This is a genomic window from Halopenitus persicus (genome assembly GCF_900107205.1).
Classification (GTDB): domain Archaea; phylum Halobacteriota; class Halobacteria; order Halobacteriales; family Haloferacaceae; genus Halopenitus; species Halopenitus persicus.
Map to the genome: position 1 here is coordinate 153,374 of NZ_FNPC01000007.1, position 22,284 is coordinate 175,657.

The window sequence follows — 22,284 nt, forward strand, 5'->3', positions numbered from 1 at the left end:
TAGAGACCCCGGATATTAAGAAAGGCCGACTTCCATGTCGTCGATCGCGGATTCTATCTCCTCGCGCAGCTCGCGAACGTCGCTCCGCTGGGCAACCTTCGATGCCAGCACGTCGGTACAGACGTCGGTCAGGACGGCCTGGTCGACGGTGTCGACGGTGGTGGCGCCTTCGGCAGCCATGATTGCGGCCCGGGTGCCCACGGTGATATCGAGCCGCTCGCGGAGTTCACGCAGGACCTGCACGATGTCCTCGACGTTCGTGCCGGTCGACCCGTCGACGTGCGCCCGGACGATCTCGATCTCCGTGTCGAGATCGTAGAAGTCCATGTAGATCCCGATGAGGCGGTCGAGCAGGGCGTCTTGCGGCTCGTGGACGCCGGCGTACTCGACGGAGTTCGAGGTCAGGATGGTTCGGAACTCGGGATGCACGTCCACGTACCGGGATTTACCGCGTTTCCCCGGCAGTTCGAGCACACCCTCCTCGAAGACCGACAACAGCACGTTGTTCGCGACGGGCTTGGTTCGGGAGAACTCGTTGTAGACCAGCGTCGCCCCCTCTTGCACGGCGAGCGTCAGGGGGTTGTCAACCCACCGGTCACGGATGATGTCCTTGCTCTTGACGACGTTGTGGATGAACTGGTCGCGCTCCGAGATACGCTCTTTTTCGGCGTATTCGCCGACGAGATCGCTGGTCGTGAGTTCGGCGTCGCCGTTGATCCAGACGACCGGCCGATCGCGCTCGCGCGCGACGTGCATCGCCAGCGACGTTTTCCCACAGCCGGTCGGTCCGATCAGGTGAGTGGGTCGTCCGACGTCGAGCCACCGCTCCATCCGCGTTTCGACTCGATTGACCGATTCGGTCTCGACGAAGGACTGTTCCTCCGGGACGAACCCCTCGTCGATATGGGCGGACGACTCCTGACGACGAGCGCCGTTCTGTCTCTCGAGACGCTCGATCTCCTTATCATCACGGCTCTGCGATCGCCCCTGTTTCTTGTCGCCGCGTGAGGAGCGGATCTGCGACCCTCGGACCTTGCGCTTACGGGACTCGTTCGTCATGCTTGATCATCCGGCCGAAGGGGGATGTCCTCACCGTACTCGTCGCGGTAATCCTGAATCGTTATATCGTGGGTCTGGAGATGGGGCTCCGTGATGGCCTGATAGTATTCGCCGCACACCCGGCACTGTACCATGTCTTCCGGCGCTGCTTCCTCTGTCTCCTCCTCTGCGTCCCCCGCTTCCGCCTCGTCTGTCGCGTCCACAGGACTGCTTTCTGCGTCCGGAGCCGTCGTTTCAACTTCGACCGGCTCTGTCTCTTCGTCCTCGGTACCGGCGGATTCTCCGCCAGCTTCGTCTGGAGGGACCGCTGCTTCCGCGTCTACGTCCGCTTCATCCTCCACGGGTTCGGCTTCCGCGTCGGCGGCGACTGCCTCGGCCGTGATCTCGTGGCCGTAGAAGTCACGGGCGAAGGCAGCGAAGGCGTCCTCAGTCGTTGCAAACTCCGCTCGAAAGTCGCCGATTTCCTGCTGGAAGTCATCGATCGCCTCGAGCAGTGCTTCTACCTCCTCGCCATGGAACTCCTCTCGGTACGCTGCGAAGGCGTCGGCGGTAGCGTCGAAGCTGTCGCGTTGGTCTGCGGTGGCAGCGTGGAATAGGGTGATCTCGGCATCGAAGTCATCAGCGTAGTCGTCAAATGCGTCGTGCACGGCGATGAATTCCGCTCGCAGGTCGTCGATTGCTGCAAACAACTCGGAGATATCACGGAGCGCAGCGACATCGGCTGCGAAATCGTTTGCGTATGCGTCGAACGTCTCGTGGGTTGTGTTCATCTCCGTGCGGAGCGCCTCAATCGCAGCCAGGAGATCGCCGATATCTTGTTTGTCTGCGACATCTGTCGAGAAGGTGTCAGCATACGCCTCGAACGCGTCCTGGAGTTCACGGATCACGTCCCGCTGGGCGTCAATATCGGCACGGAGGTGGTCAACCTCAGCGGCGAACTCGTCACCATAGGTGTGAAATGCGTCTGTCGTGCTGGTCATCTCCGCCTGAACGTCGCCGATCGCCTCAACGAGGTCATTGACCTCGTCTTGTTGTGCCGCGACATCAGCTGCAAACTCGTCAGCGTATGATTCGAATTCGTACTGTGCCGCCGCGAATTCCTCGCGGGCCGTACTCATCTCGTCGCGTTTGTCTGTGACACTCATGGGTTTAGTGTGTATCAAAGAAGGGTGTTAATGGTATGGTGTGCAATCTACTCACCTCTCTTACGCCGGGCCGAAGGGGAGGTCTGTGCGTCAGGCCTCGGGTGCCGCCTCGGCGCCGGCGGTAAGTTCGGCTTGTTCGATCTTGGCGATTTCTTCTGCGTAGTGGAGGAAGGTGTCCACCGAGGCGGCGACGACCCGCGCCTCGACGGTCAGGATTTCGATGCCGACAAGCGACACGCGAGCCCACACGTCCACGACGACACCTTTGTCCAGTACGCGATCCAGCACTTCTGCCAAGCCTGAGGAATCTGGCTGCGCCATTTGCATTCACAACTGTACTCGCCCGTCACAAAATAGTATGTATAGTTTCAGTAGTCGTTTCACCACCCGTTTCATCTCCTGTAATGAGTCGTACTTCTAAGTAAGGGGAGCATAAACATCTCTGTAAGGTCGGTATGCAAAGAAATCCTCACCTACCAGTCGTGAGTGCTCTCCCGCCAACGACTGGAGAAACGTAATGAGTTCATTCAGTCCAGCTCAACCGCCCACAGACCACACCGGGCTCGCGCTGTTCCCGCGCGAGATCAGCCAGTTTTTCACGGGTGATACCGGGCAAACGCTCCTCGTCAACGGCGCACCAGGCACGGGCAAAACCTTGTTCACGATCCGCGGTCTCGATGTGTTGAACCGGGATGGTGATGTCCTCTACGTGTCCACACGCGTTGATCAGGAGACGATTCACGAGATGTACTTCGACGATCACTCCTCACTTGACACAACCGCGATTCTTGACCTCTCCCAAGACCCATTCGAACTCCCACTGGACGTAGACGTTCCATTCGAGAAACTCGATCTGGATTCGCTCCTCGAATGGATCCAAGAGATCAATGCCGCGACCACGCAACTCACAATCGCATTCGATAGCTGGGAGCTCATCTACGAGTACTTGGCGACGCGCCACGACGACCCCCCTGACATCGAGACAGTGACGAATCAACTGGTCGTTCTTGCCCGCGAAGAGAACATTCGTTTGATGTTGGTGTCAGAAACAGCGGCGTCTGCATCGCTTGAATACATCGTCGATGGTGTCGTCACCTTGGAGGTTGAAGAGGACGACCGCGGCCGAACGCGTCGGCATCTTCGCTTGGAAAAGCTTCGGGGTGTTCGGATCGGTAACCGCTTACAGCCGTTTACACTTGCCGACGGCCAGTTCCAAGCAATCACGCCAGTCGAATTACCAACCATCCGAACAGGAACCGGGAATGGCACGTGGGAGCCCCTGTCGAATTCGAAGGCGAAATTCTCGACTGGCATCCGTGATCTTGACCGGATCCTCTCGGGTGGCTACAACCGCGGCAGCGTCGTTCATCTCGACCTCGGACCCGATCTGTCTCGTGACGCGTGGAGCGTGTTGACGCTCCCGACGATTCGTAACTTCCTTGCTCAGGAGATGGGCGTTGCGGTTGTCCCACCCCGGGAGGGCAGTCCCGGCTTACTCCACAACGATCTCAATACGGTGCTCTCTCCACAGGTCTTCAATACCTACTGCCACGTGTTCGAAACATACGCTGGCCCCTCTGACGATGCAGATCGGTACGACCAACTGGACACCGATGCGTCCGCTGCTGAGATGGCAGCGACAACCACAGCGGACGATGCAGCGACGCCGGCACATGAGACAGATGAGCAGGCCGATGAGCCACGTTCGATGGATGCAGGTACAGGAGGTGACCAGTCGCATCCAATTGATGACGACCTTGAGTCACCCATAGAAGGCGGGCAACTCGCGTACGAGCCATACATAGCCTACATTGAACAGGTTCGAGCAGAAAGTGAAACCCCGTTGTTGCACGTGATCAGCATGGACACGGCGCAGGAGGCGTTCGAAACCCGGCTGGGTGACTTTGCGAATTATGTCGCTCTCCACAACGACCTGACACTGCTCATCACCAAGCCGGGTACTGAACTCCGCACGCGAGCGGATCGGGTTGCCGATATGCACTTCCGGCTGGAACGGTCCGGTGACGCCATCATCCTGTATGGCGAAAACCCGTTAACGCCTCTGCTCGGCATCGGCATCAACCAGTCAGAGTCGATCCCTGAAATCACGCTCACGGAGATGGTCTAACAATGGACGACCTGCTGGAGGAACTCACCGCGGACATCAACGCCGACGCCACAATCTCGGTCACAGTATCCGATCTCGAATCGGTGATCGACTCCAACGGTGCATCAGTTCACGACGACCAGCCGCATGATGAGGGAGCGGCGCAACGGTACACGGATACGCCGCTGACTGATGACGCGGTCGCTACGATAGACGGGTGGCTTGACAATGACCAGCTGCACACGATCAGTGATGAGATCGTTACCGAACACATCGACGCGATTCTCCTGCTCCTGATCGCTGCGCGCGATGGCGCCTGCGGCAAAGAACTGTTACAAGATATTCGGCGAGTGTTTGGGACAGACCTGAGTCCGGGCACAGTATATCCGCATTTAAGTGACCTTGCAGACGACGGTATTCTTGAAATGCAAAAATTGAGCAAGCGCAAAGTGTATCGCCTCCCCGATCCTGACGCAGCATTCACCCGAGTAGACCACGCGGCCGATCAGTTGCTGCTGTTTTCGTTCGTCCTCAAGGCAGCCCTGACCGATTGCAAAGCCAATCAGTCACAATCCCACCGGAGTGAGACCGATGAGTGAGAACCTGTACACCTACGGCATCATCAAACAGCAAGACCTCGAATTAGATGTCGAAGGCGTCGCTGGCGCAGACCGGATTTACACGGTCGATTACAAGACGCTCTCGGCCGTCGTCTCCGAGATCGACACGACCGACCCCGAGCGCACCGACGAGGACGTGGAAGCGCACAACACCGTGCTTCAAGAGGTGCTGGAGTACGACGGGGGGCACACCGTCGTCCCGATGAGTTTCGGGATGGCGTTCAAAAACGCGCGCACGCTGAAGGGCGTGTTGCGCGGGGCGCGACGCGCGTTGCGCAGTACGCTCAACGATATTGAGGGGACCGTTGAACTTGGGGTGAAGATACTTGCGCCTGCTGACGACGCAGTCCCTCAGGACGACGTCCAAGCCACCGTCACAAACCAGCTGGCAGACCTGAGCATCAACGAGACTGAGAACGATCTGTTCACCGACCGCCTGATCGTCAACAAGTCGTACCTCGTGGACCGCGATAAACGCGACGCCTTCGACTCTGCAATCGACGACGTCGAAGCGGAGCACGACGACCTGACGATCCAGTACACGGGGCCGTGGCCTCCCTACAATTTCGTGGACATCCACATCGGTGCGGAACAACAACAAGGAGGGTGACACTGCATGTTCATCGTTGACGACCTCTTCGTGAGTCCGTTCTTCTCGTTGCTGGACATCCTCCAGACGATGGCGCTCAACGAGATGTACGACACCAAATCGATTCGAGACGACATCAAGGAGAACCAACTCCTGTACGAAGTCGGTGAACGGTCCGAGGAGGAACACCAGCAGCGCAAGCAAGAACTCGAATCGCAACTGGAGATGGCCGAGCAGATCCAAGAGCAGATGCGTGACCGCATGGAGGTCAAGAAATAATGGTGCCCGACGAAAACGACGGCGCGCCCGACGACCAGCCGTCTCGGCCCAGCGGACTGCTCGACCAATTACGCACGCTCGTCGAGACGCTCGCCGACATCGAAGAGGAGGGCGGTCACCGACACGAGTCGGGCCGTATCGACCGCGGAAACATCCGAGTCAATTACGACTACGACGTTTCTATCGGGCTGGGAAAAGCAGACGGGTCGTCTCACGACGAGGGACTGTCGTCCGAACGGTCCCGTTCCGAACAGCGAACCGGTCAGCGAGGGATGACAGACGATCCGATTCACGTCGAGACCCGTGAAGGAACGAACGGCGACGAACTCGTCGTGATCGCAGATCTGCCTGGCGTGACGGACGACGACATCGACGTCGCACTCGATACCGACGAGCAGGCACTCACGCTACAGGTCGACGACGACGTGGTCGAGCGAGTCGTGCTCGACCGGCCGGATGTGGCGATCACCGATATGACACTTAGAAATCAGATCCTCGAAATTCGGCTAACGCGAACATCGGACACCGATGGAGGCGAACCCACATGAACGACAAACAACAGCAGAAACACGAGCAGAAAGTACGACAGGCACGGGTAAAGGCGCAGATCAACCGCGACAAGGCTCGGCGCAAGCTGCTTCGGCAGCGCGAGAAACTCGCCCGGCGTCGGACCCGCAACCGGAAACAGTCGGAAACCCGGCGTGGCGATTCCGACGGCGACGATACCGACGGGGAGACGGTCGAGAATCCAGCGGGTCACTCGACGATGCCGTCTCAGAAGTCAAACGCGGAGAACGCGGCACGCAACTCCCACTCGACCGTCCCGAAGACTCCGAAGTACTCGGATATGCCGGCTCGAGAGCGATTGTACGGCCGGCGGCTTCACCGGAGAACGGCCGATGGAAACTCGGAGGCATCCGCTTCGTCGGACGAGAGTCCCACCGAGGATGAGGCGAACGATGAGTGATCCCAAACCGACGCGCTCGCAGGGCGACCTCGCTGAGATGCTGGAGATGTTGCTGGACAAGGGGGTCGTCGTCAACGCCGACATCGCGGTCAGCGTCGGCGACACGGAGCTCCTCGGCATCGAGTTACGGGCCGCGATCGCTTCGTTCGAGACGGCGGCCGAATACGGACTCGAGTTCCCGACGGGGACGGATATGAAGCGCGTCGAATCCGCCGCGGATATCTCACCGGACCAGTCCGACCCAGCGTCGGAAACCCAATCGGAGACCGAATCGACGAACCCACTGTCGGACGATTCGACGCCGACGGCGTCCACGTCGACGGAGGAGACCGAGTGAGATGGAACTAGGGCTTGACGGCGACGAGGACGACCTGCAAGGCGGGCTCACGGCGCTGGTCGTGACTGTCGTCGAATTGCTGGTCGAGGCCCTCGAACAAGAAGCCGTACGTCGGATGGAGTCCGGGTCGCTCTCGGAGGAGGAAATCGAACGACTGGGGCGACAATTACAGGCTCTCGAAGAGGAGCTTGAACGACTGAAACAGCAGGAGGACATCGACGCCGAGGTCTCCGAGTTCAAGGATGACCTCGACCACGTGATCCGCGACGCTATCGAACAGCTCTCCAAACACGAGACGCAGTCACGTCGCGGCTCGACGGAATCCCAGCGTGATAACGCATGACTGACCACCGTCCCAGCCCGGAAGAAGAGCAGACAGCGACGAACGAGGAACGGACGATCAGCGACGGCCGCTATCTATACTGCGTGGTCGATACCACGTCGGCGGAACCGGCGACCCTGTCCACGACTGGCGTCGACGACAACTCCGTCTACGTCGTTGAGGTCAATGGCGTGGGCGCCGTCGTCCACGATTGCGAGACGGTCTACGAGACGGAAGACCTCGAACAGGTGAAGCGATGGCTGCTCACACATCAGCAGGTCGTCGATGCGGCGGGCGACGCGTTCGGGACGCCGCTGCCGATGCGATTCGACACGGTCCTCGAGGGCGGTGATGCGAGTCTCGAGCGGTGGTTGGAGGGCCACTACGAGGGTATTCGCGACGAGCTAGCGTCGTTCACGGGGGTGTGGGAATATCGTACCAATCTGTTGTGGGATTCCGCTCCGTTCGAGGAGACCATCGCAGACCAGGACGACCAGCTCCGAGAACTACGACAGCGCAAGCAACAATCCGGCGCCGGGAAGCGGTTCCTCCTCGAGAAACAATACGATCAGCGGCTCCAAGAGCTGAAACGGGAACGACAGACGGAACTAGCAGAGCAACTGGAAGAGGCTATCACTCCGGTCGTGAATAACCTGACCGAACAGGACACAAATACGCCGCTGCACGACGAACACTCGTCCGTCGAGAAAGAACAAATCGTGCGGTTCGCCGTTCTCGCGGACGAGGACGACGAGACCGCTCTCGGTGATCGATTGGATACAATCGTCGAACACGAGGGAGTAGAGATTCGATTCACGGGGCCGTGGCCACCGTACACGTTCGCGCCAGATATCGGTGAATAATGGAGCCAACGAAAGACGAGACACACGCGATAGTCGAGTTCGTCGACGTGTTACTGCGCGAGGGGGCCGTGATTCAAGCGGATGTGATCGTGACGGTCGCCGACATTCCCCTGATCGGCATCAGCCTCCGGGCAGCAATCGCTGGCATGACCACCATGACGGACTACGGCATGTTCGAGGAGTGGGATGCTGCGCATCGACAACGGCAGGGCGAAGCGTTCACGACCTCATCTCGCGCCGGTCAGCGAGAGGAGTGATTTGAGGTCGTATGGCACGAGAATACGACGTGTTGCGAATATTGGGGAATAATGCACAGGTTCAGCGGAGATTCCTCACCCGTCTGAGGGTTCTCTTGCAGCCCTGCTCACGAGTGAACTCTTGGTTTCTCTCAGAACGCGAAGAAGAATTCAGTCATCACTGTCATCGCAGATGATCTCTCGGAACTCGTCGCCGAGGGTGTCGTGATTCTCGTGAAGGATTCACAATCGAAAAAATTGGCCCTTCTGTCGGTTGAGGCCAGAATGGAAGTGGTTTGGATGACAGACTGGCCTCAACTTCAGAGCGTTCAGCGGACTTCAAAGGTCTTCACCAATAGTCAATTACTACCACACTGTTCAGCTAGCAGACCTACGTACCGGCTGACTCAAACAGAGCGAGTTGAACCTACCCTCCTGCGAATTAGTTGTTGGCACGCTCACGCGACCGAAAGACTGGAATCCTTCCAACCGAACGCAATTGGAAGGCTGCTATATCTCATACCGAGCAACCTCGCGGCTCCCGCACTCCGAACACTGCTCGGACGCTGAAGAACCGCTGGCTCCACACCGGCGACACTCAAAAACCACCACAGACCCACTCGGAGACGAGAAAAACCGCTTCAAAACCCCGAACATACGGTATTATTCTGGGTCGACGACGTCCCGGCAGTCAGGACATTCCGCCCACACACCCGACGTGTACTCGATCAAAACGTGGTACGACAGTATCTCACCACCACAGTGCGGGCACTTACCAAGATGGCGATTCTGTGTACTCATATGAGTCGACAAGTGGAAACGAGGGGGGAGCGTGTGACTGGAGCTCAACCACCCCTACAATCCCGTGAGAAGTGAAGACTACATATAACTCAGGGAACCACTGAACGTGGAACGACTGGTGGTATTCGGCTGGTTGACACTCACGGTCATTGGTGGAAGTAGCACTACGGAGGAGACTCACCACCCAAGTGGTACGTACAGATACCGCAGAGCACAGAGACAGACCGCTCCCTCCGTCTAATCCTCACTCTCGTCGTCGGTCTCCTCATCCAATTCAACAAGGTCGTCTTCGAGCCGTTTTCGGTGGGCTGCTTCCTGATCGCTCTCTGACGGTGGCTCAAGGCCCCCAAGGGCCTCCTCTGGTGGGATGGTGTCCTCAGGAATGGCGGGTGGGTTTCGCTCATGTTCGTAGCCGATGATCAACTTATCTCGATTGAGTCGCCCGATGAGTTGTTCGATGTCGGTCGCGCGCTCCCGCTGAAGCCGCTGCAGTTTCCGGACTGTCTTGTCCACGTCAATCTCCTGAATACGGTCGTGGACGCGGGTCCCGACGCGCGTGAGTTCGTATCGTTTCTCCGTCCCGTGATCAGTCGGGCGATGCGTGATTTCGATTAACTCCTTCTCGACGCCGTCTTGGAGTCGTGTCGCGACCGTCGACGAACTGACCAGGACGGCGTCCTCGATATCCTGGAATGACGCACTCCCGCGCCCGATTTCGACGACGATTTCGAGTGCTCCCTTCGTTCGGAGAAACTCCTCGATGAGCCCGTGTTCCATTGCTAACGAAGCAATGGCACTCCAAGAGTATAAATCAAACTAATTATTGACTTGGAGTGATTCACCGTCTATACTGATTCTTGAATTCGCCCAATTCGTAATTCACAGCGCGCATACCGATTGATGGGGCCGCCCTGATAACAGGAAGATAGATGCGACGCTTCGCCCTCCAACTGCCTCACGACTGTGATTCACAGTAATATTTGGCGCGCTCACAGATGGATCAGGTACGAACGTCTCTCGTAAAGCAAGCCGACGAAATCATTGATGCGGACACAGATTGGGTCACATTCGCTGACCAGCTGGACGTGCAGACGTACCGGTACGGAGACGCGCACCCGGACTGGCACGATGGCACCCCGTTCCGCCCGATGTTCCTCGCCTACCTCTGGGCGACCGTCGAGCAAGAATCACTCAGCGGAATCCCTGATCGGCTGGCAGACCGCCCGGACTTAGCCGAGACCTTCGGGTTTGCGCCTGATGACCTGCCATCGGAAAGCACGTTCAAACCGGTTCGGCTACACGACCGCTTCGACGCCCTGCAAGCAACGGTCACTCGATCCGCAGACCAGATTCGGACGCTTGCTGCGGAACGTGGCGCACCACTCGGGTACCAGCTTGGAAAGACTGATGCAGACGCGGGGTCCGAATCGGATCTGTCGAATCGTACTGAGCAACGCTTGTTACGGAAGAAAGGCCGGGAAGTGCTCGATGAGTTGAAGACGGTTGCCATCCCGTCACTATCGCTTCCACGTCCGGATGAGGCGGTCTACGAGAAAGACGAGTTACTCGTCTTGGAAGCGATTTCCGCGATCAAACGGTCGGCAGCGAACGGTGCAGGCGAGATAATGGGTGATCTGAAGAATCCAGACCCAGAGTTGGATGACCCATTCTATGAGGATGGCCCGTCTGGGGAGACACTGCTTGAGGCGATGAAGCAGATGTCGGTCGAGCAGATTACGACCGTGATGAACTTCGCGTTACGGAAGACGTACACGCGCGCGAAACCGCGCCTCCATGAACTCGAACACGAGAACGGATCACGGTTCGGGGTGCGAGCGAAGATTGCGCTGGATATTACGTACGTCGCCTATTACGGCGATCGGGATGAGATGGTGTGGATCCAAGGCGCACCCGAGGACAAGGAGTACGACTGGTGTCACAAATTCGCCACTGTCGTGATTGTTGGAGAGAACACGCACTATACCGTTGGAGTCTGCCCGCTCGGGAGTACTGACTACGCCGATACGCACGCGTACGCCGGCACGGACAGCTCATACTATGTCGGTGATGTCGCGCGGCGACTCCTCTCGATCGCTGAGGAGTATGTGAACATCCGGATGGTGTACGCCGACCGGGAGTTCCACGCTGCGGACGTGATTTACACGCTCGAAGCGAAGGGGGTGAACTACGTGATTCCCGCCGTGAAAAACGACCGCATCGGGCGTATGTGCGATCGGTTCGACCAGTTGAAACGCGGGTATGATGAGGCAGATGATACGCCGCTGTACGTGAACACGGATGTCTCGATGTACGGGCCGGTGAAACACGACGTCTCGAACACGGAAGTATCCACGAACGTCGTGGTGCTGCCACCGGATGACGACGACGAGACGCACGAGTCTGGGTCACCCCAGCCGTTTCTGACGAATCTCGAGGTGAGTGATGAGCTTGCGTTGGATCGGCGGGCGGCGAGGAATCGAATCGAGAAATACAGTGATCGGGGTGCGATTGAGACGTCGTACTCGTCGATTAAGGATATAGCAGCGTGGACGACATCGAAAGAGATTGAGGTCCGGTGGTTCCACTTCGCGTTTGGCTGTATCGTCTACAATATGTGGCTGCTGGTGGACTTCCTGACCCAGGAGCGAATTGGCGTGATTGAGACGCGGACGAAACCGCGAATCACGCTGTCACGATTCTTGGAGTGGCTGGATAAGGAGCTGGTCACACTCATTTAACGCTCGGTTCGGGGCAGCAGGTCGTGAGAGCCATCAGTAGGTAGCCACTCGTTTTTCGACCGTATTGTGGGCGTTTAGCAAGTATATTAGTTTCTTGGTAGTTCAGGTCGGTGGGTTTCTCCGGGAGAGGGCTGTTTTTGATTGTGATTCTGCGTTTCTCGTGAACGTTTTCACCGACATTCGCAGCTCACGTACCAAATTTTGATATAGCGGCATATAGTTTATAATTTGCCTAGATCGCCTAATCTGCGGATAGGGGCAGAGAAACCGCCGAATTAGCGGGATTCTAGCGTTCATCTTGTTGGTCGTGATTACCCCAATAATCACGGCCACTTTGAAGTACCCCGCCGCCGTCGGGTAAGCACGAAACGTGGAACCGCACGAAGAGAATCTCTACCCCCGGAAAAACTCGTGAACAGAACCATTCACCAGTCTATGTTGAGAGTCCTGTCGATAAGACCTAATAGCTTCTAATACAAACCAATACTCAAGATGCCCATCTCGAAAGACAGGTTTCGTTCTATTGACGAAGATGGACCGTCGCTCCCCGATCTCGCACCGGACACTACTCAGGGTGCGGTCTATCGCTTCCTCCTCGAGCACGCTGACCAGGCGTTTCGCCAGCGAGAGATCGTCGACGCCGTCGACGTTCCGGAGGGAAGCGTCGGCCCCACGCTCAAACGCCTCGAGGAACACGGCCTCGTCGAGCACCGCGATCGGTTCTGGACGATTGCCGACGCCGAGCATGCAGTCGCATCGGCAGGGATGCACGGCGCTGCTATGGCCGACGACGTCGACGGTGGATTCTCCGACGACGACGTCGAGGCCTGGATGGAGACCGCCGTCGATCCCATTGATTCAGCGACCGAGCAGGACGACGAGGAGTCGTGATCCCGGATGGCTGACCGCGGAACTGTTCTCTGGGCGCCCGATCCGTTCAAGACGGACGGCGGAAACCCCCGTCCATGGTTAGTCGTCTCCGGCGGACGGATGCCCTATCCCGACGAGGAGTCGATCGCCGTCGCGTTCACGACTCAGTCCCATCACGCGGGCAGTTTCGCTGTGCCGAGCGAGGCGTGGATCCGCGGGGAACCAGGTCAGCAGAGCTTCGTGTTGCCCTGGACTGTCGCCACGCTGAAAGACGACCTTCACGTCGTCGGTCAGCAGGGATCGATCACCGACGAGTTCACTGAACAGGTCACGACAGCCACGATCTCCTACTTGGACAACTCGGAGGCTTCTGACTCGTTATGATCGACGATACCACCGGCCAGGAACCCGCAGAGCGGCCATTGCGAAGCTCCTTCGAGCGCTATCTCCAAGATAAGGGGAAAGGGCGTGGGGGCGACGGCGGGAACTACCGACGCAACGCCGCCCGCGAGCTCGAGCGGTTCGAAGAGTGGGCCGTCGGCGACCGCGGCAATGACGACTGGACCGGGATCGTCCCCGCCGATGTCGACCGCGACCCCACCTTCGAGGACCTTGACGAACGTGTCTTCCGGGAATATGCCCGACATCTAGCCGGTGATCGAGGGCTCAAACAAAATACTGTACAAACCTATTACCGCTATATCTCTGCCTGGTGTGGCTGGTGCGTCAACGAGGGCTACCTTGAGGCCCACTACGCTCAGCGGGCGAGCGCGATGGCTCCACTTCCGGAAGATGACGGTCGAAAGCCCGGTGATCAGCAGGCCTGGACGTCCGCGCAGCGCCACGCCCTTACCCGCCACGTCGACGAGAAAGCACGTGACGCTATCGAGACGTTCACGACACTCTCGGATGATGCTGATCCACTTGACAGACAGCGAGCGCGCTACGAGGCGCTGAAGGCGGCCCGTGACCGTGCCCTCGTGTTCGTCCTCGCGTACACGGCTGTCCGCGTGGGTGAACTCCTTCGGGACCCGAACGACCCGCGCCGGCGCGGGGTCCGGTGGGAGGAGCTCTCGCTCGAGGACGGAAGTATGGACGTCTACCGGAAGAAACAGCAGTGGGACGCTGCGAGTCTCCCTGACCCGGTGATCTCGCCGCTGCGGAGCTACCGCCAGTTGATGGATCCGCCAACGGACCGCTGGCCGGTGTTCCCGACGTTCGATCAGCGGACGTTGGCGGGGCTCGTTAGGGACGAGCTGGCTGACCGAGGGGAACACCCGGATACGATCGACAGTCGACGGGGCGAGTACGCTCGAGACTTTCTACTGGCCCTCGATGAGGACGTTCGTCCGCCGTCGATCACGACGGACGGCGCACGATCGATTCTCCAGCGACTCTCTGAAGCAGCGGGAATCGATATCGACCATCCGAAACACGATTATCTCGCTCCGCATGGCGGTCGCCGCGGGATGGGTGAGGTTCTCGTTCGAGCATTTGGCTACACGGTTGCAGCTCGATACTTGGATAATTCCGAAGAGATGGTGCGAGACCGGTATTCCCATATTGAGGCCGGCGAACTTGGCGATGTTGCTACGGAAGCACTGTCTGAAATCGATGGGTAGTGGGAGGGGGTCTGGAGCGAATCCGTTCTCAGTGTGCCATCCACCCGCCATCTACACTAAGTTGTTTGCAGAACTTAACCCCTATTTAAACTAAACCAAAATAGCCAATTTCAAAATAGCCTATCTGTAGTTGCTCTATTCGGAAGTATTATTCTCCCGTACGTCCACGACCCACTATGGAGCACTTCGTGAACCGGGAAGACGAACTCTCGCGCTTACGGGGCTGTTACGAATCGGACGACGCTGAGATGGTTGTCATCTTCGGTCGTCGACGTCTCGGAAAGACGCAACTCGTCCAACACTCTCTGAACGACCGTGACGACGCCGTCGTCTATCAGGCGACCGAGACGACATCACAACTCCAGCTCGACGAATTTGTCGACGTCGCCGCCGAAACCTTCCCCGGAATCACGGAGATTAAGCAGAACTGGGAAGCACTCCTCGGGTACCTTAGTGACCAGGACGCCATCATCGTCCTTGACGAGTTTCCGTACCTCATCGACGCCGATAACAGTCTCCCGTCCGTCATTCAGCGTCTCTGGGATCATCGACTACAGGATACTGCGGGGACGCTCGTACTCGTCGGTTCCTCGATCAGTATGATGGAAGAAGCAACGCTCCTTGGAAATAGCCCGCTGTACGGCCGATTCACGGAGAAACTTGATCTGCGACCACTCGACTTTGCCGCCACTCGGGCGTTCGTTCCGGATGACTACACCTCCCAGGAACGCGTCTTCGCCTGGGGCATCTTCGGGGGCGTGCCATACTATCTCGACGGCGTTGATCTGAATCGAGACCTGGGAACGGTGCTTACCGAGGACGTGCTCTCACAGAAGGGGTATCTTCACAACGAACCCGAGTACGTTCTCCGCACCGAACTCACGGATCCGAACCGCTACTTTGCGATCCTCACCGCGATAGCTGCGGGAAAGACGACGTCGAACGAGATCGCACAAGCCGTTGGTATCGACGGTAAACAGATTTCGACGTACACACAGAAATTGGAGCGATTACGGCTCATTGAGCGCGAAGTTCCAATTACCGAACAGAAAGCGAAGTCTCGTCGAGGCCGCTATCGACTCCTCGATCCGCTCTTCCGGTTCTGGTTCCGCTTTGTCTATGGAAACGAAGATCGTTACGAACGCCTCGGTAAAGATGCCTATGAGGCGGTCATCGAACCGGAGCTCCCTGACTTTGTCAGTCAGGACTTCGAAGCGCTCTGCCGAAGCGCGCTTCCGGGCCTGTATCCGGAGCAGACGTTCCTCGACATCGGTCGTTGGTGGTACCAAGAACACGAAGTCGATGTCGTCGGCTTCTCCACCGACGGCACGATGGTTGTGGGTGAGTGCAAGTTCACGAACGCTCCCCTCGACTATGGTGCACTCGCGTCGCTCGAAGAGCACGCTGGGGAGATCCGTTGGACGCCCGATAGCGGTGGCAATGTCGACACGAAGTACGCGCTCTTCACGCGAAGCGGCGTAACACAATCGGTTCAGGAAGCCGTGTCAGACCGGAATGATCTGCAAGTGTTCGATATCGGTGACGTGACAGCGCACGCTTAAGATCGATTATAGCCCCTTGTGGTGGGGAGTCTTTTGTTATCCGGGATAGAACGTCTCGCTATGGCGGAGTCTACGCGTTCTATACTGGGTCAGTCGAACGCTGAACGCCCTGATGGTGAATATGCGTTAGTCGCAGGTCTTTATCGGCGGTCAAGGAGAATACCCCGGGGCTTGACCCCGGGGATGAAGCCGACAACTCGTGACACAAACCATTAAGTCGAAACATCACTAATCAAGAGACAGCGATGGAATACAGCCACCGCTACCAAGCCTACCTGACACAAGAGGTAGCGGACAGGCTGGAACACCATCTCAGCGTTCATCGCCAACTCTACAACCACGTCCGCTGGGACTACGAACAAGCCCCAGAAGACGACAAGCCGAGCGAGTACGACCAGAACAACAAACTCCCCGAGTGGAAACGGCGGTGGCCTGTGTTCGGTGGGCTGCACTCGAAAGCCGCACAAGTCACCGTCGCACGCTTCCATCGCAACCTCTCGAACCTTCGCAAGAAGAAAGAGAAGGGGTACAACGTCGGTTGTCTCAAACGGCAAGCACCCACCGAGTATCGAAGCGTGACGTACAACCAGTCCGGTTTCGACCTCGATGAAAAGAGGGGCCGCGACAGGTTCGCTTACGTCCGTTTCAGCAAGATTGGGTGGGTCAAAATCCGTTACCACCGCCCGATTCCTGACCACGCCACCATCAAAGAAGTCACCATCAAGAAAGAGACGACCGGCGAGTGGTTCGTCTCCTTCGGGTTAGAAACCGACGACGCTGACCTGCCCGAGAAACCCGACGTAGACTCGCTGGATGCGAGCAACAGCGTCGGGATTGACCTCGGCATCCAGAACTACATCCACACGTCGGACGGCACGACTGTGGATTGGCTTGACCTCGAAGACGACTACGAACGACTCCGACGCGAGCAACGCAAACTGTCTCGCAAGGAGAAGGGGTCAAACAACTACGAGAAACAACGCCGAAAAGTGGCGAAGGTGAAGCGTCACATCAAGCGGAAGGTGCTGGATTACCAGCACAAGATTACGACGTGGCTTGTCCGCGAGTACGACGCCATATTCGTCGAGGACTTGAACGTGAAAGGGATGCTCGAACAGTCGCATAACGCTCGCAACAAGCAGGATGCGGCGTGGCGACAGTTCATCACTTTGCTCGAATACAAGGCCGACCTGTACGGCTGTCACGTCAAGCAGGTTGAACCAGAGGGGACGACGAAAGAGTGTGCTCGGTGTGGCGTAGAGACAGCGAAACCGATCTGGGTCAGGGAACACTCCTGCCCGAGTTGTGGGTTCGAAACCGATCGGGATGCGAACGCGGCGATGAACATCCTGCAACGCGGCTTTTCCGAGTTATGGCTGGGATGGCCCGAAGACACGCCTGTGGAGACTGTGACCGCTACGGACATAACTCACGTTGAGTCCGTGTCTGCAAGTCACGTCGTGGAAACGGGAAGCCTCGGGGTCGAACGGAAGACTTCGTCTTCCGTGATGACGAGACGCGGAGCGTCTCGAACCACTTGACCCCGAGGCGATTCATATGGCTGCTCTCGCCGCTCCAGAAGTTGTCCTCGCTGTATCGCTGGTCGTCGCTGACGCTGCCGTTTCTACATAGGCTTGCTTATCGCCGTGACGATCGTGACTGCCGTCGCTGGATGGATCGTATCACGGACGCCTGGGATAGCGGCCATCCTTGGCCGTTATGATGCTGTCTGGTTGCTTGTCGTGCTGCCGTTCAGTTGGTTTGGTGGCGCTGTCCTCTGGGCCGATTCACCTGATATCGCGGCCCCACTCGCAGTGATCGGGACGGCTGGCGGAATGCTGTTCGGGATTATGCTGGTGGCAATGAGTCGAACGCGACACGCAGACGCTGCCCTTGAGGATGCGATCCAACTCGTAGAGTGGGAAGCGCGGTGGCCACGCCGGTGGCGGCGGATTGCTGGCGGTGTCTCGATCGCCGCGTTTACCGCAGCACTATCGGGATCCTTGCTGCATTCGTATTCGATTCCGAGTTGGGGTGGCGGTTATACTATCTACTGTTCGTCGGCGTGGTGCTGATGAACGTGATGAACCCGCGAACGTTTCGTGTAACGGATGTCGGGCTCGTCGTTGAACATCCACTGCAACGCCAATTTCGACCGTGGTCCGCGTACACGAGCTACAAACTGTCGGACGAGGCACTCGTAATTCGGTCAGCTGTGTGGTGGCGGCCGTCACATCGATGTGATCGAGATGATATTTCGAATGTCGATGCCGTGCTTTCTGCCTTGAACGAGACGCCTCTGGAGGGTCGCTAATCGAGCCTCTAACAACGACCGTCACGATCGAATCTCGGTAGTGCAACGTATTTTTCCGAGGTACTTCTTAGTTAACCTAAAATTTTCGTAGAGTAGGCTATGAGTCTTTCAGTGGGACCGGTCAAGAGTTGTAGTCGTCGATTCAGCAGTTTCGAGGCGGAGCCCCCGGCATCAAGGAGCACGGGCTTCCGACTTGTCGGAAGCGCGAAGCGAGTAGGCCGGGGAGGAAGCCGACACTCGATGAACCTCCCCACGAGACAGTAGCCATCTGACTCCCGCACTATTAAGTACCGTTGACCTAACATCTGAACTATGGAGGTCAGACGCACCGCGCCGGTCACCCTCGTCGTTCCCGACGAGTACCACGACGACCTCCACGAAACTGCCGAGCAATTCCTGTACTGTGCGAACGAGGCGAGTGACTATTGTTGGGACAACACCGACTACGAAGACTGCGTCACCTCAAACGTAAAAGCCAGAGATGCACTCTACGACCGACTCCGCGAGGAAACTGATCTGACGGCAAATCTCGTCCAAGAAGCCATTCGGCGTGCCGTCCACGCCGTAGACAGCGGTGTTGACCGCTGGCAAAAGGGTAAACGGACGAACAAACCAGAGTTCACCTCATGGAGTATGGTGTACGATAAGCGGAGTGCCACCTTCTACCGCAACAAAATCTCACTCTCCACGGTGAACGGACGAATTGAGGTTGACTTTGAACTGCCAGCAGATAGTCCAACGCCATACGAGGAGTACGTCCTGTCGGCAGACTACGAGTTCCGGACGAGTACACTCCAGTACGACCACGCCACCGACGAGTTCTACTTCCACGTCAAAACACGGAAGATAGACGACGACGGCGAGGCTGTCGAAGTTGAGGATTCGGCCGATACCGGGCACCAAACAGTCCTCGGGATCGACCTCGGCGTGAACAGTCTCGCGGTTTCGTCAACAGCCACGTTCTGGAGCGGCGACGAGTACGACCACTGGATTCAAGAGTTCGAGAAGCGCCGAGCAGAGATGCAACAGCGTGGGACGCAAGCTGCGCATAACGCCTTGCTTCGACTTGGAAAGCGAGAGCGAGCATGGCGCAAACAGTACATCCACACAGTCGCCAACGAGATCGTTGAGGAGGCGGTTGCCCACGACTGCGACGTGATCGTGTTCGAGGATTTAACCGACATTCGAGAGAGATTGCCTCACGCGGGCTGGCATCATGTGTGGGCATTCCGTCGTCTTGTCGAGTACGTCGACTATAAGGCTCCAGAACGCGGTGTCGTGGTTGAGCAGGTTGAGCCAGGCCATACGAGCCAGCGGTGTTCTCGCATGGACTGTGGCTTCACCCACGAAGACAACCGGGACGGCGAGCAGTTCCGGTGTCTAACGTGTGGGTATGAAATCAACGCGGACTACAACGGCGCAAAAAACGTCGCCGTACGATACATGCGGAAGCGACAGCACAGACTGCGTTCCTCGCCCACGTCGGGGAACGCAGACGCACCAGTAGACGTGCGTATAAATGGTGGGATGCTGAACGGTGACGGCTATCGGCCAACCGCCGAGAGTTGATCGCCGGGAGTCCACAGCAAAGCCCTTCCCTCAACGAGCGAACCGCGTCTGCGGTGAGCGAAGTAGGGTGGGGTAGTTTACTAACGCATTGGTGAACATACCACGATCGAAGTCAAGAGACGTGCTTGGCGTTGTGAACTGGCTATGCAGATTGTAGTTTGCTTCTAAGGAATATTGGACTTTTTTACTATCAACTAGATATTATATACGGGTGTTCCAAATGATTAACTATCATTAGCACCTATTGGAATTAGTGCCTACTGAGGTCATCGGTGACGGTTTGGAGGATGTACTCGGTCAGATTGGTTCCGACGATGACTCTGATCGATTACTCGTCGACCCTTCACCAACGATGGTTGAAGAGATTACTCAATTACTGTACTCGGACAATGAAACGATCAATATCTTGGCTCAACAGGATACACTCAAGGAAGCACTCTCTGACTTTCGTATAGCCGCACGTGCCGTAGATCTCATTGAAGAAGATCGTATAGATCTTCGTATCGTGGATCAAACGCTCAATAATACGCTTCTCCTTACGCCCTCCAGTATGGCGACTTTGCTCCGTCTTGACTCTCGCTTGAACGCTCTCGTTACGACAGACGAAGAGTTAATGGAACGAACGAGATCAATGTATCAGAACCTGTTTGCCGATGCTCGCTCGTATGACGTCCATACACCAGCCTACTCGGAAGTCCAAACCTCTCTACGAGAAGCAATTAATCAAGAGATGGAACAGGATTACATCGCGGCGCTCGAGTCTTCATCCAGCTTGGATAACCCCATTGATGAAGTGGCTATTGGTGTTCTAGTCGCGGCGAGAAACGGCGAACTGCAGTATGAACTCTCGGCGTGGGGTGAGAAGATCGGAATTGCCTCAAGAGCGACCTTTTCACGTACTAAAAGCCAACTGGAGGATGAGGATCTGATCACTACTGAAAAAGTTCCGATTGATGTTGGTCGGCCTAGATACCGGCTTCAACTGGAGAACCCTCAACTCTCAAATATTCCTGTAGAAGAGATTGGGAATGCTGCTCGCGAACTGATTGAGGATAAGTAGCCTCGGTTGCTAAACCACCGTGGGTAGCGTGAAGATGTGGTATGTGACTACTTTGGCTATATTTCGATCCAATAGTGGTAAATATATAGAATTTTAACCCGATTTAATGTCTGCAAGAATTGAGGATGATCTAACGGAAGTGCTTGCGACCGTCCCCGAAAATTCAGACACGGATTTATTGTTGGTCTCGCCACCAACGGATCTCCTCGAAACAGTACTGTCCGAGTATTCTGTTTCTACTGAACAAACAATTTCCGTGGTTGCTTCAGAACAGAAATTACAAACGCTAATCTCAAGCTTTTATCTGGCTACCCAAGCAGCTGAACTGATTGAACAGGGGTCACTAGATATGAAAACATCCTCAACAGGGTCGCCTAACCCACTCATTCTTACTGAAAATAAACTAACGACGCTGATTTATTTTGAGGATGAGGTCGGCGTATTATCCACACGAGATCACCAACTGTCATCTCAAATGCTGAATAAGTATACTAGTCTATCCAAATCATCAGACAGATTCACGATCCGTACTCCATCTCGTAGTGTTATTCGCCGTTCGTTAGTCAGCCATCTCGATAGGCAATTTCAACGGGCTCTTGATGATCTTATTGATGATATGTCTCGTATTCAGGTGGAAATCGATGCGGTTGAACTGGTTCTTTTATTAGCCGCCCGTCAGGGTAAAACGCTCTACGACATCTCGAAATGGGGTGAGAGTATCAATTTAGCATCCCGATCTACCTTCTCGAGGAAAAAGGCACAATTGGTAGAGCAAGGATTGATACAGGGTGAGCCCATCTCCCTGGATTCCAATCCCCCCAAACTTCGGCTATCGCTTAGTGAGGAGAAACTCGTACACGATTCGCTCTCGGAATTTAGCATTGCGGTTCGTCGTCTTGGTAGTGTTTAGTTAGTAGCATTGAGCCATCGAGCGAAGCTCTGCAACCAGTTTTCGGCGGTTTCCGGTTCAACGTGGCTGAAGCAGTTTGAAAACGACGAGGTTCGACGCTTCAGTTCTCGAAAGATCCGTTCGACAGCATTTCGATTTCCGTGGTGATGTATCTGAAATCGGAGCCCAGCTCGGGAAAGCGCGGTTTGGAGGTGTTTCGCGCCGTCAACAAGAAACACGGCGGATTCGACATCGTGTTTTTGACACAGTTCGCGCAGGAAAATTTCTGTGAGGGCGGTTGTAGCCGTCGCAAATAGCCGGACGTGAAGCAGTTC

The 22,284-nt window shown here is 56.7% G+C and carries 24 protein-coding genes and 1 pseudogene; 19 read left to right on the plus strand and 6 right to left on the minus strand.

Going from position 1 to position 22,284, the window contains the following annotated elements; translation table 11 throughout:
* Positions 1–15: 15 nt before the first annotated feature.
* The 3 genes from gvpN to gvpA form a co-directional block, all read right to left on the minus strand.
* Positions 16–1,059 carry a gas vesicle protein GvpN gene (gvpN, locus tag BLV25_RS12450; RefSeq protein WP_092733770.1) on the minus strand — a complete coding sequence of 348 codons (1,044 nt, stop codon included), beginning with the start codon at positions 1,057–1,059 and terminating at the stop codon, positions 16–18.
* Positions 1,056–2,204, minus strand: coding sequence for a MucR family transcriptional regulator (locus BLV25_RS12455; RefSeq protein WP_092733773.1), 1,149 nt, complete (start codon positions 2,202–2,204; stop codon positions 1,056–1,058). The genes gvpN and BLV25_RS12455 overlap by 4 nt, the downstream gene beginning before the upstream one ends.
* A 90-nt stretch (positions 2,205–2,294) precedes the next feature.
* On the minus strand, positions 2,295–2,525 hold the full coding sequence (gvpA, locus tag BLV25_RS12460; protein WP_010890519.1) for a gas vesicle protein GvpA: 231 nt from the start codon (positions 2,523–2,525) through the stop codon (positions 2,295–2,297).
* Positions 2,526–2,721: 196 nt separating this feature from the next.
* On the opposite strand from gvpA, the gene BLV25_RS12465 reads away from it, so the two are divergent.
* Genes BLV25_RS12465 through gvpM form a run of 10 tightly spaced genes read left to right on the plus strand, consistent with a single transcriptional unit; the run spans position 2,722 to position 8,545 of the window.
* Positions 2,722–4,332, plus strand: a complete 1,611-nt coding sequence (locus BLV25_RS12465) for a gas vesicle protein GvpD basic region 2 domain-containing protein (protein ID WP_092733776.1) — start codon at positions 2,722–2,724, stop codon at positions 4,330–4,332.
* 2 nt (positions 4,333–4,334) lie between these two features.
* A complete protein-coding gene (locus BLV25_RS12470) occupies positions 4,335–4,910 on the plus strand; it encodes a PadR family transcriptional regulator (protein ID WP_092733778.1) in 576 nt (191 codons plus the stop codon).
* Complete coding sequence (gene gvpF / locus BLV25_RS12475; protein ID WP_092733857.1) at positions 4,903–5,541, plus strand: gas vesicle protein GvpF; 639 nt, start codon at positions 4,903–4,905, stop codon at positions 5,539–5,541. Before BLV25_RS12470 ends, gvpF begins: the two co-directional genes overlap by 8 nt.
* A gap of 6 nt (positions 5,542–5,547) precedes the next feature.
* Positions 5,548–5,799 (plus strand): gas vesicle protein GvpG, encoded by a 252-nt coding sequence (gvpG, locus tag BLV25_RS12480; RefSeq protein ID WP_092733781.1) that lies wholly within the window; start codon positions 5,548–5,550, stop codon positions 5,797–5,799.
* On the plus strand, positions 5,799–6,347 hold the full coding sequence (gene gvpH / locus BLV25_RS12485) for a gas vesicle protein GvpH (RefSeq protein WP_092733784.1): 549 nt from the start codon (positions 5,799–5,801) through the stop codon (positions 6,345–6,347). Before gvpG ends, gvpH begins: the two co-directional genes overlap by 1 nt.
* Positions 6,344–6,766 (plus strand): protein gvpI, encoded by a 423-nt coding sequence (locus tag BLV25_RS12490; protein ID WP_092733787.1) that lies wholly within the window; start codon positions 6,344–6,346, stop codon positions 6,764–6,766. The genes gvpH and BLV25_RS12490 overlap by 4 nt, the downstream gene beginning before the upstream one ends.
* Positions 6,759–7,103 carry a gas vesicle protein GvpJ gene (gene gvpJ, locus BLV25_RS12495; protein WP_092733790.1) on the plus strand — a complete coding sequence of 115 codons (345 nt, stop codon included), beginning with the start codon at positions 6,759–6,761 and terminating at the stop codon, positions 7,101–7,103. Before BLV25_RS12490 ends, gvpJ begins: the two co-directional genes overlap by 8 nt.
* 1 nt (position 7,104) lies before the next feature.
* Positions 7,105–7,446, plus strand: a complete 342-nt coding sequence (locus BLV25_RS12500; RefSeq protein WP_092733792.1) for a gas vesicle protein K — start codon at positions 7,105–7,107, stop codon at positions 7,444–7,446.
* Positions 7,443–8,288, plus strand: coding sequence for a gas vesicle protein GvpL (gene gvpL, locus BLV25_RS12505; protein WP_092733796.1), 846 nt, complete (start codon positions 7,443–7,445; stop codon positions 8,286–8,288). The genes BLV25_RS12500 and gvpL overlap by 4 nt, the downstream gene beginning before the upstream one ends.
* Positions 8,288–8,545 (plus strand): gas vesicle protein GvpM, encoded by a 258-nt coding sequence (gene gvpM / locus BLV25_RS12510; protein ID WP_092733800.1) that lies wholly within the window; start codon positions 8,288–8,290, stop codon positions 8,543–8,545. The genes gvpL and gvpM overlap by 1 nt, the downstream gene beginning before the upstream one ends.
* 642 nt (positions 8,546–9,187) lie before the next feature.
* Here gvpM and BLV25_RS18245 read toward each other — a convergent pair.
* Both BLV25_RS18245 and BLV25_RS12515 read right to left on the minus strand, forming a co-directional pair.
* Positions 9,188–9,325 carry a DUF7837 family putative zinc-binding protein gene (locus BLV25_RS18245; protein WP_455429065.1) on the minus strand — a complete coding sequence of 46 codons (138 nt, stop codon included), beginning with the start codon at positions 9,323–9,325 and terminating at the stop codon, positions 9,188–9,190.
* A gap of 237 nt (positions 9,326–9,562) precedes the next feature.
* Positions 9,563–10,102 carry a hypothetical protein gene (locus BLV25_RS12515; protein WP_092733804.1) on the minus strand — a complete coding sequence of 180 codons (540 nt, stop codon included), beginning with the start codon at positions 10,100–10,102 and terminating at the stop codon, positions 9,563–9,565.
* Positions 10,103–10,320: 218 nt separating this feature from the next.
* On the opposite strand from BLV25_RS12515, the gene BLV25_RS12520 reads away from it, so the two are divergent.
* The 9 genes from BLV25_RS12520 to BLV25_RS16850 all read left to right on the plus strand — a co-directional run bounded on the left by BLV25_RS12520 (position 10,321) and on the right by BLV25_RS16850 (position 21,970).
* Positions 10,321–12,063: a transposase gene (locus BLV25_RS12520; RefSeq protein ID WP_092733807.1), complete on the plus strand. Its 1,743-nt coding sequence runs from the start codon at positions 10,321–10,323 to the stop codon at positions 12,061–12,063.
* Positions 12,064–12,555: 492 nt separating this feature from the next.
* Entirely contained in the window at positions 12,556–12,954 is a 399-nt protein-coding gene (locus BLV25_RS17955; RefSeq protein ID WP_256335720.1) for a helix-turn-helix domain-containing protein, read from the plus strand.
* A 6-nt stretch (positions 12,955–12,960) separates the two neighbouring features.
* The gene (locus BLV25_RS12530; protein WP_256335721.1) at positions 12,961–13,317 is read left to right on the plus strand and encodes a hypothetical protein; all 357 of its coding nucleotides are present in this window, start codon (positions 12,961–12,963) and stop codon (positions 13,315–13,317) included.
* The gene (locus tag BLV25_RS12535; protein WP_092733813.1) at positions 13,314–14,555 is read left to right on the plus strand and encodes a phage integrase SAM-like domain-containing protein; all 1,242 of its coding nucleotides are present in this window, start codon (positions 13,314–13,316) and stop codon (positions 14,553–14,555) included. The genes BLV25_RS12530 and BLV25_RS12535 overlap by 4 nt, the downstream gene beginning before the upstream one ends.
* Positions 14,556–14,731: 176 nt before the next feature.
* Positions 14,732–16,117, plus strand: coding sequence for an ATP-binding protein (locus BLV25_RS12540; RefSeq protein WP_092733816.1), 1,386 nt, complete (start codon positions 14,732–14,734; stop codon positions 16,115–16,117).
* Positions 16,118–16,362: 245 nt separating this feature from the next.
* On the plus strand, positions 16,363–17,658 hold the full coding sequence (locus BLV25_RS12545; protein WP_092733819.1) for an RNA-guided endonuclease InsQ/TnpB family protein: 1,296 nt from the start codon (positions 16,363–16,365) through the stop codon (positions 17,656–17,658).
* Between the two features lie 1,085 nt (positions 17,659–18,743).
* Entirely contained in the window at positions 18,744–20,000 is a 1,257-nt protein-coding gene (locus tag BLV25_RS12550) for an RNA-guided endonuclease InsQ/TnpB family protein (protein ID WP_092733822.1), read from the plus strand.
* Between the two features lie 253 nt (positions 20,001–20,253).
* Complete coding sequence (locus BLV25_RS12555) at positions 20,254–21,060, plus strand: transcriptional regulator TbsP domain-containing protein (RefSeq protein ID WP_143114441.1); 807 nt, start codon at positions 20,254–20,256, stop codon at positions 21,058–21,060.
* Positions 21,061–21,166: 106 nt separating this feature from the next.
* Entirely contained in the window at positions 21,167–21,970 is an 804-nt protein-coding gene (locus tag BLV25_RS16850) for a transcriptional regulator TbsP domain-containing protein (protein WP_143114442.1), read from the plus strand.
* Here BLV25_RS16850 and BLV25_RS12560 read toward each other — a convergent pair.
* A pseudogene (locus BLV25_RS12560) lies at positions 21,967–22,284 on the minus strand (IS6 family transposase); the annotation flags it as partial. The gene BLV25_RS16850 and the pseudogene BLV25_RS12560 overlap by 4 nt on opposite strands.

What these genes read in the sequence shown, in the direction of transcription:
- BLV25_RS18245 (WP_455429065.1), bottom strand. Translation starts at nt 9,325, where the DNA reads ATGAGTACACAGAATCGCCATCTTGGTAAGTGCCCGCACTGTGGTGGT.
- BLV25_RS12520 (WP_092733807.1), top strand. Translation starts at nt 10,321, where the DNA reads ATGGATCAGGTACGAACGTCTCTCGTAAAGCAAGCCGACGAAATCATT.
- gvpF (WP_092733857.1), top strand. Translation starts at nt 4,903, where the DNA reads ATGAGTGAGAACCTGTACACCTACGGCATCATCAAACAGCAAGACCTC.
- BLV25_RS12530 (WP_256335721.1), top strand. Translation starts at nt 12,961, where the DNA reads ATGGCTGACCGCGGAACTGTTCTCTGGGCGCCCGATCCGTTCAAGACG.
- BLV25_RS12540 (WP_092733816.1), top strand. Translation starts at nt 14,732, where the DNA reads ATGGAGCACTTCGTGAACCGGGAAGACGAACTCTCGCGCTTACGGGGC.
- BLV25_RS12490 (WP_092733787.1), top strand. Translation starts at nt 6,344, where the DNA reads ATGAACGACAAACAACAGCAGAAACACGAGCAGAAAGTACGACAGGCA.
- gvpH (WP_092733784.1), top strand. Translation starts at nt 5,799, where the DNA reads ATGGTGCCCGACGAAAACGACGGCGCGCCCGACGACCAGCCGTCTCGG.
- gvpJ (WP_092733790.1), top strand. Translation starts at nt 6,759, where the DNA reads ATGAGTGATCCCAAACCGACGCGCTCGCAGGGCGACCTCGCTGAGATG.
- gvpN (WP_092733770.1), bottom strand. Translation starts at nt 1,059, where the DNA reads ATGACGAACGAGTCCCGTAAGCGCAAGGTCCGAGGGTCGCAGATCCGC.
- BLV25_RS12465 (WP_092733776.1), top strand. Translation starts at nt 2,722, where the DNA reads ATGAGTTCATTCAGTCCAGCTCAACCGCCCACAGACCACACCGGGCTC.
- gvpL (WP_092733796.1), top strand. Translation starts at nt 7,443, where the DNA reads ATGACTGACCACCGTCCCAGCCCGGAAGAAGAGCAGACAGCGACGAAC.
- BLV25_RS12515 (WP_092733804.1), bottom strand. Translation starts at nt 10,102, where the DNA reads ATGGAACACGGGCTCATCGAGGAGTTTCTCCGAACGAAGGGAGCACTC.
- BLV25_RS12550 (WP_092733822.1), top strand. Translation starts at nt 18,744, where the DNA reads ATGGAGGTCAGACGCACCGCGCCGGTCACCCTCGTCGTTCCCGACGAG.
- BLV25_RS12500 (WP_092733792.1), top strand. Translation starts at nt 7,105, where the DNA reads ATGGAACTAGGGCTTGACGGCGACGAGGACGACCTGCAAGGCGGGCTC.
- gvpG (WP_092733781.1), top strand. Translation starts at nt 5,548, where the DNA reads ATGTTCATCGTTGACGACCTCTTCGTGAGTCCGTTCTTCTCGTTGCTG.
- BLV25_RS12455 (WP_092733773.1), bottom strand. Translation starts at nt 2,204, where the DNA reads ATGAGTGTCACAGACAAACGCGACGAGATGAGTACGGCCCGCGAGGAA.
- BLV25_RS12535 (WP_092733813.1), top strand. Translation starts at nt 13,314, where the DNA reads ATGATCGACGATACCACCGGCCAGGAACCCGCAGAGCGGCCATTGCGA.
- BLV25_RS17955 (WP_256335720.1), top strand. Translation starts at nt 12,556, where the DNA reads ATGCCCATCTCGAAAGACAGGTTTCGTTCTATTGACGAAGATGGACCG.
- BLV25_RS12545 (WP_092733819.1), top strand. Translation starts at nt 16,363, where the DNA reads ATGGAATACAGCCACCGCTACCAAGCCTACCTGACACAAGAGGTAGCG.
- gvpA (WP_010890519.1), bottom strand. Translation starts at nt 2,525, where the DNA reads ATGGCGCAGCCAGATTCCTCAGGCTTGGCAGAAGTGCTGGATCGCGTA.
- BLV25_RS12470 (WP_092733778.1), top strand. Translation starts at nt 4,335, where the DNA reads ATGGACGACCTGCTGGAGGAACTCACCGCGGACATCAACGCCGACGCC.
- gvpM (WP_092733800.1), top strand. Translation starts at nt 8,288, where the DNA reads ATGGAGCCAACGAAAGACGAGACACACGCGATAGTCGAGTTCGTCGAC.
- BLV25_RS16850 (WP_143114442.1), top strand. Translation starts at nt 21,167, where the DNA reads ATGTCTGCAAGAATTGAGGATGATCTAACGGAAGTGCTTGCGACCGTC.